This window comes from Anoxybacillus ayderensis, from assembly GCF_000833605.1.
Classification (GTDB): domain Bacteria; phylum Bacillota; class Bacilli; order Bacillales; family Anoxybacillaceae; genus Anoxybacillus; species Anoxybacillus ayderensis.
On the sequence record NZ_JXTG01000002.1, the window covers coordinates 146,126 to 159,444 of the forward strand.

10 protein-coding genes, 1 other RNA gene and 1 other annotated feature (1 of these 12 cut by a window edge) are annotated in these 13,319 nt (G+C 43.0%); all 11 genes read left to right on the plus strand.

Annotation, left to right across the window (positions count from 1 at the left end; genetic code table 11):
* Window positions 1-218, plus strand: a binding site (T-box leader); it begins 12 nt to the left of the window's first position.
* Window positions 219-270: 52 nt separating this feature from the next.
* Entirely contained in the window at window positions 271-1,542 is a 1,272-nt protein-coding gene (hisS, locus tag JV16_RS03005) for a histidine--tRNA ligase (protein WP_021093909.1), read from the plus strand.
* Window positions 1,543-1,553: 11 nt separating this feature from the next.
* Window positions 1,554-3,332, plus strand: coding sequence for an aspartate--tRNA ligase (aspS, locus tag JV16_RS03010; RefSeq protein WP_021093910.1), 1,779 nt, complete (start codon window positions 1,554-1,556; stop codon window positions 3,330-3,332).
* Between the two features lie 50 nt (window positions 3,333-3,382).
* Window positions 3,383-3,575, plus strand: a non-coding RNA gene (gene ssrS / locus JV16_RS15080) — 6S RNA.
* Window positions 3,576-3,687: 112 nt separating this feature from the next.
* A complete protein-coding gene (locus JV16_RS03015; RefSeq protein WP_021093911.1) occupies window positions 3,688-4,452 on the plus strand; it encodes a tRNA threonylcarbamoyladenosine dehydratase in 765 nt (254 codons plus the stop codon).
* 144 nt (window positions 4,453-4,596) lie between these two features.
* Window positions 4,597-7,656, plus strand: coding sequence for an efflux RND transporter permease subunit (locus JV16_RS03020; RefSeq protein ID WP_021093912.1), 3,060 nt, complete (start codon window positions 4,597-4,599; stop codon window positions 7,654-7,656).
* 76 nt (window positions 7,657-7,732) lie between these two features.
* Window positions 7,733-8,542, plus strand: coding sequence for a TetR/AcrR family transcriptional regulator (locus tag JV16_RS03025; protein ID WP_021093913.1), 810 nt, complete (start codon window positions 7,733-7,735; stop codon window positions 8,540-8,542).
* Between the two features lie 41 nt (window positions 8,543-8,583).
* Entirely contained in the window at window positions 8,584-9,831 is a 1,248-nt protein-coding gene (locus JV16_RS03030; protein ID WP_035062896.1) for a replication-associated recombination protein A, read from the plus strand.
* A gap of 73 nt (window positions 9,832-9,904) precedes the next feature.
* On the plus strand, window positions 9,905-10,321 hold the full coding sequence (cymR, locus tag JV16_RS03035; RefSeq protein ID WP_009361688.1) for a cysteine metabolism transcriptional regulator CymR: 417 nt from the start codon (window positions 9,905-9,907) through the stop codon (window positions 10,319-10,321).
* Between the two features lie 15 nt (window positions 10,322-10,336).
* Window positions 10,337-11,482: a cysteine desulfurase family protein gene (locus JV16_RS03040; RefSeq protein WP_021093915.1), complete on the plus strand. Its 1,146-nt coding sequence runs from the start codon at window positions 10,337-10,339 to the stop codon at window positions 11,480-11,482.
* Window positions 11,479-12,594, plus strand: coding sequence for a tRNA 2-thiouridine(34) synthase MnmA (gene mnmA / locus JV16_RS03045; RefSeq protein WP_035062885.1), 1,116 nt, complete (start codon window positions 11,479-11,481; stop codon window positions 12,592-12,594). The genes JV16_RS03040 and mnmA overlap by 4 nt, the downstream gene beginning before the upstream one ends.
* Window positions 12,595-12,656: 62 nt before the next feature.
* Window positions 12,657-13,313 carry a tetratricopeptide repeat protein gene (locus JV16_RS03050; RefSeq protein WP_021093917.1) on the plus strand — a complete coding sequence of 219 codons (657 nt, stop codon included), beginning with the start codon at window positions 12,657-12,659 and terminating at the stop codon, window positions 13,311-13,313.
* The last annotated feature ends 6 nt before the right edge of the window (window positions 13,314-13,319 follow it).

Here is a 13,319-nt window from a genome sequence, read left to right on the forward strand (position 1 = left end):
ATGGAGAAAAGTAGTTAAGAGTACACATGGCCAGAGAGGAAATGCCGTAGGCTGGAAGCATTTCTCCATGATGACTTAACGAACGAACACTCCGTAGGTTTCTCTTTGAACGCGCGATTGCTAGTAGGAGAGAACGCTTTCCGAGCGTTATCGGATAAAAGTGGAAGCATGCGCTTCAACTAGGGTGGCACCACGGGAATTCGTCTCTCGTCCCTAATTTATTAGGGATGGGAGATTTTTGTTTGCATAAAAACTAAAGGAGGGAAATATATGTCATTTCAAATTCCGCGCGGGACGCAAGATATATTGCCAGAACAAGCAGCAAAATGGCAATATATTGAACAAATAGCGCGCGAGCTTTGTCGTCGTTACAATTACCAAGAAATTCGCACCCCTATTTTTGAACATACCGAACTATTTTTACGCGGTGTCGGCGATACGACCGACATTGTTCAAAAAGAAATGTACACATTTGAAGATCGTGGCGGTCGCAGTTTGACGCTTCGTCCAGAAGGAACGGCAGCGGTCGTTCGCTCATTTGTTGAAAATAAAATGTACGGATATCCGAATCAGCCGGTCAAACTTTATTACATGGGACCGATGTTTCGTTACGAACGTCCGCAAGCAGGGCGTTTTCGTCAGTTCGTTCAATTTGGTGTCGAAGCGCTCGGAAGCAATGATCCGGCCATTGATGCCGAAGTCATTGCTTTAGCGATGGACATATATCGCACGCTCGGATTGAAAAAGCTGAAACTTGTCATCAATAGTTTAGGTGACGTTGAAAGTAGAAAGGCGCATAGACAAGCGTTAATTGATCATTTCCAACATCGCATTCACGAGTTTTGCGATGATTGCCAAGCGCGGTTACATAAAAACCCGATGCGCATTTTAGACTGTAAAAAAGACCGTAATCACGAGCTGATGCGCACGGCTCCGTCTATTCTTGATTACTTAAATGAACAGTCGCGCACATATTTTGAAAAAGTGCAAATGTATTTACAAAAGCTCGGTATCCCCTTTGAAGTCGACCCGCGGCTTGTGCGCGGTTTAGATTATTACAATCATACCGCGTTTGAAATTATGAGCGAGGCAGAAGGATTTGGCGCGATTACGACGTTATGTGGAGGCGGTCGCTACAACGGTCTCGTTCAAGAAATTGGCGGACCTGAAACGCCAGGTATCGGATTTGCTTTAAGCATTGAGCGCTTGCTTGCAGCATTAGAAGCAGAAAGTATTTCGCTACCAATTTCAGAAGGAATCGACTGTTACGTTGTTGCGTTAGGGGAACAAGCGAAAGAAGAGGCGGTTGCTCTCGTTGCTGCCCTTCGTCAAGAAGGCATCGCAGCAGAAAAAGATTATCAAGATCGAAAAGTGAAAGCACAGCTGAAAGCAGCCGATCGTTTGCATGCGACATACGTTGCTATTTTAGGGGAAGATGAACTTCAAAAAGGAGTTATTAACGTCAAACATATGGCAACAGGAGAACAGCAAGAAGTATCGCTTCATACATTTGTTTCACATATGAAAAACGTATTGCAATAGGAGGGGAAATTATGTTCGGAAGGACGCATTATTGTGGAGAAGTAACGGATCAAGCGATTGGTCAAACGGTTCGTTTAAAAGGATGGGTGCAAAAACGTCGCGATTTAGGAGGACTTATTTTCATTGATTTGCGCGATCGAACAGGCATCGTTCAAATTGTATTTAGTCCAGATGTATCGAAAGAAGCATTGCAAGTAGCAGAAACGATTCGTAGCGAGTACGTGTTAGACGTAGAAGGAAAAGTCGTTCAGCGCGAGGAAGGACAAGTCAATCCGAATTTACCGACAGGAACAGTCGAAGTGCATGCGACGCACGTAACGATTTTAAGTGAAGCGAAAACACCGCCGTTTCCGATTTCGGATAAAACGGACGTATCCGAAGATGTTCGGTTAAAATATCGTTATTTAGATTTACGTCGCCCGGTGATGTTTCAAACGTTTCAATTGCGCCATCAAGTGACGAAAGCGATTCGCGACTTTTTAGATGAAGAAGGTTTTTTAGAGGTAGAAACGCCAATTTTAACGAAAAGCACGCCAGAGGGAGCACGTGACTATTTAGTACCGAGTCGCGTCCATCCAGGAGAGTTTTATGCGTTGCCACAATCGCCTCAAATTTTTAAACAATTATTAATGGTCGCTGGTTTTGAACGGTACTATCAAATTGCCCGCTGTTTCCGCGATGAAGATTTACGTGCCGATCGCCAACCGGAATTTACGCAAGTCGATATTGAAACATCGTTTATGAGCCAAGATGATATTTTAGCGATGATTGAACGGATGATGGCACGCGTCATGAAAATCGCAAAAGGGATCGACATCCCTATTCCATTCCCGCGCATGTCATATGACGAGGCGATCGCACGCTTCGGTTCGGACAAGCCAGACACGCGTTTTGGACTTGAGCTTGTCGATTTATCTGAGCAAGTGAAAGATTGTGGCTTTAAAGTGTTCGCTAGCGCAGTGCAAAACGGTGGACAAGTAAAAGCGATCAACGTGAAAGGAGCTGCGGATAAATATTCGCGCAAAGACATTGATGCGTTGACGGAATATGTGGCTCGCTACGGGGCAAAAGGGTTAGCATGGTTGAAAGTGGAAGATGACGGATTAAAAGGGCCGATTGCGAAGTTTTTTAACGAAGACGAGCAAAAACAAATGATGCAAACGCTTGAAGCGGAAGTCGGCGATTTGTTGTTATTTGTAGCCGATAAAAAATGTGTCGTTGCAGACTCACTTGGCGCGTTGCGTTTAAAATTAGGGAAAGATTTGAAGTTGATTGACGAATCCGCGTTTCATTTCTTATGGATTACAGATTGGCCACTTTTTGAATACGATGAGGAAGAAGGTCGTTACTATGCAGCGCACCATCCGTTTACAATGCCTGTGCGCGAAGATGTCCCGAAATTTGAAACAGATCCAGCAAGCGTCCGCGCACAAGCATACGATCTTGTTTTAAACGGGTATGAGTTAGGTGGAGGATCGCTCCGTATTTTTGAACGCGACATACAAGAAAAAATGTTTAAGACGCTTGGCTTTACTGAAGAACAAGCGCGCGAACAGTTTGGGTTTTTGCTTGAGGCGTTTGAATACGGCACTCCTCCGCATGGCGGCATCGCGCTCGGATTGGATCGACTTGTTATGTTGCTTGCGGGCCGTTCCAACTTACGCGATACGATTGCCTTCCCGAAAACAGCGAGCGCAAGCTGCTTGCTAACAGAAGCGCCGAGTGCAGTAAGCGAAGCGCAATTAGACGAATTGCATTTGTCAGTGAAGGACGTTCAAAAAGTAGACTAAATTTGTAACGTTGCAAATGCATACGAAGTGTGCTAACATACAAATAACAACAAGTCCTGATGTGTTTGTCGTATCACCTATTGTTTTGACCGAACAATGTGTGATACGGGAGCCCGGGTTTTCAGGTGGCGTACATGCCTCATTTACATAGAGAGGACGTACATAAGCTTGAAACAGGGCACCCACCTGTGAGAGAGCGGGTTCAAAACAAAGGCCATCAGCGACGGCACGATTGGGACTTAAGAAACAAAAACGAATAAAGCCTTAACGTAAAGAACATGCTTTACGTTGGGGCTTTTTTTGTGCCATAATGCATGTATATCCGATTGAAATACTTACATATGGGAGGAGCAATATGTTACATCAATTTTCTCGTAACGAATTAGCAATCGGGAAAGAAGGATTGAAACGATTAAGCGAAAGTACAGTTGCCGTTCTCGGCATTGGCGGTGTCGGATCGTTTGCAGTAGAAGCGCTAGCTCGCTCAGGCGTCGGGCGCCTCATTTTAATCGATAAAGACGATATTGATATTACAAATGTCAATCGCCAAATCCATGCGTTGTTATCCACTGTCGGGCGTCCGAAAGTGGAAGTGATGAAGGAGCGGATCGCTGACATTAACCGAGCGTGCGAAGTGATTGCGTTAAAAATGTTTTATACAGAAGAGACGTATGAACAAATTTTTTCGTATGACATTGACTATGTCATCGATGCATCGGATACGATTTCATATAAAATTCATTTAATGAAACAATGTTTAGAACGCAACATTCCGATCATTTCAAGTATGGGAGCTGCAAATAAAATGGATCCGACTCGTTTCCGTATTGCTGATATTTCAAAAACGCATACAGATCCGATTGCGAAAGTCATTCGTACAAAATTACGAAAAGAAGGAATTAAAAAAGGTATTACGGTTGTTTTTTCAGATGAAAGTCCAATCGTCATTCGCGAAGATGTGCGAAAAGAAGTAGGAAACGATGAAGCGACGATTCGTAAGGCAAAAATGCCGCCGTCATCGAATGCGTTCGTTCCATCTGTCGCTGGTCTCATTATGGCGGCACATGTCGTGCAACAGTTATTAAAAGACATCCCGATTCAACGTGTTGATCAACAATAAGCGCAAGGGGAAATCCTTTGCGCTTTTCTTATCGCACATTATTAGTTGCAAATAAACAAAAATTGAATTATAGTGAAAGTATGACTGTTCGGTCGTAATCAAACGACCGATCGGTCATATTTCAGGAAAGAAAGGAAGAGCGGGATGAACTTTTTAACAAGGTTTAGTTTAAAAAACGCAGTCGCCGTGTTCATCATTTCATTTTTACTTATATTAGGCGGACTATATTCATTTTCTTCTTTAAAAGTGGATTTACTTCCAAATATTGAGTTTCCACAATTGTCTGTGGAAGTCATTTATCCGGGTGCTTCACCAGAAGATATGAATGAGCAAGTGACGGCGAAGTTAGAAGAAAAATTTAAAGCAATTGAAGGAGTAAAGAAGATTCAAAGTTCTTCATTTGAAAGCATCGCCATCGTGAATTTAGAATTTCCATTTAACACAGATATGGAAGAAGTCGAACGACAAGTTGAATCGCTTGTCAAAGAAGCGAATTTACCAGAAAACGTGCAGACGAAAGTGAATCGTTTCTCGTTTGGTACGTTCCCGATTTATAACATTTCTGTATTCGCTAAAGGAGATACGAACGCACAGCAGCTTTTAGATGAGACAATTATTCCAGAGCTGAAAAAAATTAACGGAATTAACTCCATTTCCGTCGGTGGAATGGAAGAAAAATTAATTCAAATTACAGTAGACAAACAAAAAGCGTTGCAATACGGCTTAAGCTTAACGCAAATTAAAGAACAAATTAACGAAAAGTTTTTAGCATTCCCAGCTGGAAACGTTCAAACAGAAACGGTACAAATTCCGATTCGCGTTCAACAAAAAATTGAAACGATAAAACAGCTTGAAAATTTACCATTATCTTCTCCGATCATGAATGCATCACCAGGTGCGCCGGCAAGCGGGCAAGAAGCACCGACAACGATTACATTAAAAGATGTCGCAACGATTGAACCTGTCACAGAACAAGGAGAAATCACGCGCTACAATTTAAACGCTGCACTGTCGATGGCCATTACAAAAAAGCAAGATGCCAATACGGTTGAAGTGGCAGAAAAAGTGCTAAACGTGCTTGACAAATATAAAGACAAAATTGATTATGCAATCGGATTTGATTCAGCAGAGGGAATTAAAAAGTCAGTTGAAACACTTGTGCGTGAAGGATTGCTTGGGGCATTGTTTGCATCTATCGCGGTGCTCGTCTTTTTACGAAACGTGCGTGCAACGATTATCGCAATCATTTCCATTCCGCTTTCGCTCTTAGTGGCATCAATTTTCTTACAACGAATGGATATTTCTTTAAACATTATGACGCTCGGTGGAATGGCGGTTGCTGTCGGACGTGTCGTTGACGATAGCATCGTCGTTATCGAAAACATTTTCCGCCGCGTTCGTAAGTCAAAGACAGGGATGACAGATGAACTTGTCCAAGATTCAACAAAAGAAATTTTAAAGGCGATTACATCATCGACCATTACGACAGTCGTTGTCTTTTTACCGCTCGGTCTTGTTGGCGGTGTAACAGGTGAGTTTTTCCTACCATTTGCGTTAACGATCGTATTTTCGCTTTTAATGTCGCTTGTTGTTGCCATTACGATCGTTCCAATTTTAGCGAAGTTCTCGTTTAAAAAGGTGCCGCCAGAAGAAAAAGAAGGAGCGTTGCAACGAGCTTACGGAAAAACGATTGAATGGGCGCTTGATCATAAAAAAACGGTGTTATTCCTGTCTGTTGTATTGCTCGGTAGTTCGTTTGCTATTGTGCCGAAGTTAGGCTTTACATTTATTCCAAACGAAGAACAAAAAACGCTCATTGCTGCCATTGAGCTTCCTTCTTCGACGCCGTTAGAAAAAACGAATGAAGTGTCGCTCCAAGTCGAGAAAATGTTTGATGAAAAGAAAGAAATTAAAGAAGTGACAGCTGGAATTGGTACGCGCGACTTCCGAAGCGGCTTAAAACGAAAAAATCAAGCGAACTATTTCATTACGTTAGAAGAAAACGTAAACGTTTCGCAATTTATTAAAGAGCTTGAAAAAGAAATGGAAGACATTGCCCAAGCTGAAGTAAAAGCAGCGAAAGTTGGCGTCCAAGAATTGCAATCGGGTGGACCGCCGTCTAACAATAACGTGAACATTGACTTATACTCGACAAACTTAACAGCGTTACAACAAGCAGCGAAAGATGTAGAGCTTTATTTGAAAAAGCGTTACGATTTAAAATATGTCACAAACAACTTTGCAGATAAACAAAAGCAAGTGATCGTAAACATTGATCCGCAAAAAGCAGCACAATACGGAGTTTCTGGCTTCCAAATTCTCGGCACGATCGCTGATCAAACTCGTCCGGTGCAAGTTGGAACGTTAAAACTCGACGATGAAGAGCGGATGGTTCAATTGTCATATAACGAACAAATGACGTCGATGGAACAGCTAGAAAATACGCTTATTTTCACAAAGTTTGGCCCTGTTCCAGTAAAACAGTTAGCAGACGTAAAAGAAGTAGATACGTTTACATCGATTCAAAAACTAGATGGAAAAGTGTTTGCTCGCGTTTCTGCCCAAATCGTAGGCGATAACATTCAAAAAGTGACACAAGACGTCATTAATGGCGTCAAACAAGACGTACAGTTACCAGAAGACGTCTCACTGGAAGGTGGCGGTGGAAGCGATGAAACGGTCGAAACGTTCCAGCAGCTCGGCTTAGCGATGGCTGTTGCGATTGGGCTTGTATATATTACAATGCTCATTACGTTTGGAAAAGCGCGTATTCCGTTCATCATTTTATCGTCGCTCATATTCGTCCCAATTGGTTCTTTGCTCGGTTTATTTATCGCAAATGAACCGATGTCTGTCAGCGTCATGATCGGTTTACTCATGCTCATTGGAATTGTCACAACAAACGCGATCGTTCTCGTTGACCGCATCGGACAAAATCGTGAGCAAAAAGGAATGACGATTCGTCACGCGCTCATTGAAGCAGGAAAAACGCGGCTACGCCCAATTTTAATGACCGCATTTGCGACAGTTGCCGCACTCATTCCGCTTGCGCTCACGAAATCATCAGGAACGCTCATTTCGAAAGGATTAGCGATTACGGTCATCGGCGGATTGACATCATCTACATTGCTGACGTTAATTCTCGTTCCTGTTGTGTATGAACTATTTTTCTTCCGTCAAGCGAAAAAAGAACGACAAGCATAATTGATGACAGGCTGGCTGAAATTCGGTCAGCCTGTTATGTTATAATAAAACGAGAAAACAATAAGGATGAGGCCGCATGAGCAGAAAAGAGCAAATTATTGAAGTCGCGATGAAACTATTTGCGGAAAAAGGGTATCACGCGACATCGATGCAAGAAATTGCTGAACATAGTCATTTAGCGAAAGGGTCGCTATACAACTACTTTAAGTCAAAAGAAGAAATTGTTTTGTCGATTTTTCAATATCATTACGATCAGTTGTTTCAACAATTTGCGCGCATCGCTTCAGATCGTTCGCTGACGGCAAGAGAAAAATTTTTAAAACAACTTTCTTTACAAATTGAAGCGTTTGAACAACATAAAGAAATTGTGCAAATGCATATGGGAGACCATGCGCAAAAAGTAAGTGAAGACGTTCATGCGCTCGTTTTGCGCATCCGTTCTCATTTATTTGATTGGTACATTCAGTCATTCATCGATATGTACGGGGAGCGTATTCGTCCATTTGTACTTGATTGTGCCATTATGTTAAATGGGATGTTAAAAGAATATTTATTTTTTGCTTTGTTTGAAAAACAGTCGTTTTCTTTTCAACGTTTAGCTCCTTTTTTAATGGAGCGACTAGATGCGCTTGTCGATAGTTTACAGCACGACATGCCGCTCATTTGCCACGATGCAAAAGCAGAAAAAGCGCGCGCACTTGCCCTCATTGATGAGATGATTGAAGAAGCACGTGATTATCATACGATGGATTTGTTGAAACAATTGAAAGAAGAAATGGAGCGAGATGAACCGAGAAAAGCGATTGTTGAAGCGTTTCTTTTATATTTACAACAAAGCGACATGCGTCAGTTCGTTCCTGCCTTACGTGCGGCGCTCGCGTTGTGAGGTGAAAAACAGTGTTTGCTCAAGAACCGCTTGCCTATCGTATGCGTCCACGCACAATCGACGAAGTCGTCGGACAAGACGATGTCATCGGTCCACATACAGCATTATATCGAATGATTAAAAATGGATATGTTCCATCCCTGTTACTTTACGGACAGCCGGGCGTCGGTAAAACATCGCTCGCTTATGCGATTGCTGGAACGATGAAACGCCCGTTTTATGCGTTAAATGCAACGACGGCAGGGAAAAAAGAAATCGAAGAAATTGTGGCAGATGCTCGTTTTGAAGGGAACGTTATTTTATTTATTGATGAAATTCATCGGTTTACAAAAGCGCAGCAAGATTATTTATTGCCGCATGTTGAAAATGGACTCATTACACTCATTGGGGCGACGACAGAAAACCCGTTTCATTCGATTAACCCTGCTGTGCGGAGCCGCTTAGGACAAATGAAACAATTACAGCCATTAACAAAAGAGAAAACGATCGAATTACTGCACCGCGCTTTAACCGATCGTGAACGCGGATTAGGAAATTGGCATATTGATATTAGCGACGAGGCGCTTTCCATCATTGCCGAAGGAGCGAACGGGGATGCGCGCATGGCATTAACGATTTTAGAAGAAGCGGTATATGCAACGAAACAAGGCGATCAGAGTGCCATTGTTGATACACATACCGTTTCATTTTGTGTAGAAAAAATGGCGTTGACGTATGATAAACAAGGAGATACGTACTATTCTTTGCTTTCGGCTTTTCAGAAAAGTGTTCGCGGAAGCGATGTAAATGCTGCGCTTCATTATTTAGCGCGGCTTCTTGAAGGAGGAGACCTTACCGCAGTGTGCCGTCGCCTCGCGGTTATCGCTTATGAAGATATTGGATTAGCGAATCCGCTCATTGGTGTGAAGGTCATGAGCGCGATCGAAGCAGCGGAGCGTCTCGGGATGCCAGAAGCGCGCATTCCGCTTTCGGTTGTGACGATTGAAATGTGTTTATCACCGAAATCAAATAGCGCATATGAAGCAATAGATCAAGCGCTTGCGGATGTGCGAAGCGGAAAAGGGCAGTCAATTCCGCTCCATCTGCAAGACGCTCACTATGCGGGGGCGAAACATCTTGGACGCGGAATAGGGTATAAATATCCACACGATTATCCGTACAGTTGGGTGGCACAACAATACTTGCCTGATGATTTAATCGGTGTGCAATATTATGAACCGAAACGAAACGGAGAAGAAAAGCAGCTTGCTTCCGTCTATGAGCGGCTCAATGAGCGAAAAAAACAGTAACGTTCCTTTGTTCTGCACTTTTATGTTATAATGGCTTGTGTTTCTTTTGATAGTAAATAAGGGGATGATTCGTTTGAAAATATCTACGAAAGGTCGATACGGCTTAACGATTATGATTGAATTGGCTAAGCGTTATGGAGAGGGACCAATTTCGTTAAAGTCGATTGCTCAAATGAACAATTTATCGGAACATTATTTAGAACAACTCATTTCCCCATTGCGAAACGCTGGTTTAGTAAAAAGCATTCGCGGCGCGTATGGCGGCTACATTTTAGCAAATGAACCGTCGAAAATTACAGCAGGCGATGTCATTCGTGTATTAGAAGGTCCGTTGCAAGTCGTTGAGGAGCTAGAAGACGAAGAACCAGCGAAGCGTGAATTATGGATGCGCATTCGCGATGCGGTAAAAGAGGTGTTAGATAGCACGACGCTTGAAGATTTAGCAAGCCATACTGACGATCACGGTGACGCATATATGTTTTACATTTAAGAAAGGAGAATATATTTGGAGCGCATTTATTTCGATCATGCAGCGACGTCTCCTGTTCATCCACAAGTTGTTGAGGCAATGATTCCGTATATGACGACATATTTTGGGAATCCATCAAGCATTCATTCGTTCGGCCGTGAAAGTCGACGCGCGCTTGATGAAGCGAGGGAGACAATCGCGAAAACAATTGGGGCAAAAGGAAACGAAATCATTTTTACAAGCGGCGGAACAGAAGCGGATAATTTAGCGTTGGTGGGCGTAGCGATGGCGAATCGCGATGAAGGTCGCCATATTATTACGACGTCTATCGAGCACCACGCCGTATTAAATACGTGCAAATATTTACAAAAACAAGGATTCGATGTGACGTATTTACCTGTTGATGAACATGGGATCATTTCGGTTGAACAGCTAAAAAGCGCGTTGCGCGATGATACGATTATCGTATCTGTGATGTTTGGCAACAATGAAACCGGCGTATTGCAACCGATTCATGACATCGGTCAATTGCTTCGTGACCATGGTGCTTATTTTCATACAGATGCGGTTCAAGCGTACGGTTTAGTTCCAATTGACGTTCGTGAACTTGGCATTGATTTACTTTCCGTATCTAGCCATAAAATTAACGGGCCAAAAGGAGTCGGCTTTTTATATGTGCGTGAAGGCGTTCGTCTTACCCCGCACATATACGGAGGAGAACAAGAACGAAAACGGCGTGCGGGAACAGAAAACGTACCCGGTATTGTCGGATTGCAAAAAGCGGCAGAGCTTGCTCAACAAACGATGGCCGAAAAACGAGCGTTATATGAACAGTTTCAAAAAGTCATGTTAACGACGTTCGCGCAAGAAGGGATTCATTACGCAATCAATGGTCATGAAACATGTCGCTTGCCACATGTGTTAAATGTTTCGTTTTTCGGAACGAATGTCGAAGCATTGCTTGTCAATTTAGACTTAGCAGGCATTGCCGCATCAAGTGGATCAGCATGTACGGCTGGTTCGATTGATCCGTCGCACGTGTTAGTAGCGATGTACGGAAATGAATCAGAGCGCATTCGCTCATCTGTTCGGTTTAGTTTTGGGTATGGAAATACGTTGGAACAAGTAGAACGAGCAGCATATGACATTGTCAAAATAGTGAAGCGACTAACAAAAGTATGAAAGGAGGGAGAAGAATGGCAAGGGTAGTTGTTGGGATGTCTGGCGGTGTCGACTCATCTGTCGCAGCGCTATTGTTAAAACAACAAGGATACGATGTCATCGGCATTTTCATGAAAAACTGGGATGATACAGATGAAAACGGGGTATGTACGGCAACGGAAGATTACGAAGATGTCGTGCGTGTATGCAACCAAATTGGTATTCCGTATTATGCGGTGAACTTCGAAAAGCAATATTGGGAAAAAGTATTTACGTACTTTTTAGATGAATATAAAGCGGGGCGTACACCGAATCCAGATGTGATGTGCAATAAAGAAATTAAATTTAAAGCATTTTTAGAACATGCGATGGCGCTTGGAGCTGACTATTTAGCGACAGGGCATTATGCGCGCGTCGCTTATCGCGATGGTGAATATCAATTGTTGCGCGGATTAGATGCAAATAAAGATCAAACGTATTTTTTAAATCAGCTCGGACAAGCGCAATTGTCGAAAGTGCTGTTTCCAATCGGGGAATTGCAAAAATCGCAAGTGCGTGAAATAGCGAAAGAGGCGGGGCTTGCAACAGCAGGAAAAAAAGATAGCACAGGCATTTGTTTTATCGGTGAGCGCAATTTTAAACAGTTTTTAAGCAATTATTTGCCTGCGCAACCGGGCAAGATGCAAACGCTCGATGGAGAAATAAAAGGTACGCATGATGGGCTCATGTATTATACGATCGGACAGCGCCACGGGCTTGGCATTGGCGGAAGCGGAGAGCCTTGGTTTGTTGTCGGGAAAAATTTGAAAGAAAACGTGTTGTACGTCGCACAAGGATTTGATAACGAATTGCTTTATTCTGATGCCATTATTGCGACGAATGTCAATTGGGTAAGTGATCGGAAGCCGCACGAACCGATTTCATGTACGGCGAAATTCCGTTATCGTCAACCAGATGTGCCGGTTACTGTAGAAATGATTGATGAGACGACAGCGCGTGTATCATTTAGCCAACGCGTGCGCGCAGTGACGCCGGGACAAGCAGTTGTATTTTATCACGGTGAACAATGTCTCGGTGGCGGTACGATTGATCAAGTATTTCGCGACGGCAACCGACTCACATACGTTGGCTAACCTTCAACTCAACAGACGAGTTGAAGGCTTTTTTGTTATAATATGCATATGAGGTGAGGTAGATGGATTACAACGCACAAGGCATTCAATATATGCAGCAACGTAAATATGAAGAAGCGGTCAAATGTTTTCATGAAGCAATTGAACAAAACCCGAACGATCCTGTTGGTTACATTAATTTTGGGAACGTGTTGGCAGCGGTTGGTGAAGAAGAAAAAGCGATCCGTTTTTTCAAAAAAGCGCTTGAACTTGATGAAAAAGCAGCGACAGCGTATTACGGACTCGGATCCATTTATTACAACAAGCAACAGTTCGAACGTGCGAAAGAGCAATTTGAACGTGCTATTCAAGCTGGGTTAACAGATGGCGATGTATTTTTTATGCTCGGTATGTCGCTCATGTACTTAGAGCAACCGCGCTTAGCGATGCCGTATTTACAACGGGCGGTAGAACTAAACGAGCGCGATGTGGAAGCGATGTTTCAACTTGGGCTTTGTTTAGCACAACTGCAGTTTGTCGATGAGGCGATGACTTATTTTGAACGCACTGTGCAATTAAACAATCAACATGCCGATGCTTACTACAATTTAGGTGTCGCCTACGCATACAAAGACGATCCAAAAACAGCGCATGAGATGTTCGAACAAGCGCTTGCTATTCAACCAGATCATTTACTCGCAGGACATGGGAAAAAGCTAATGGAACGAGCGTTGCAATAAAAGAGG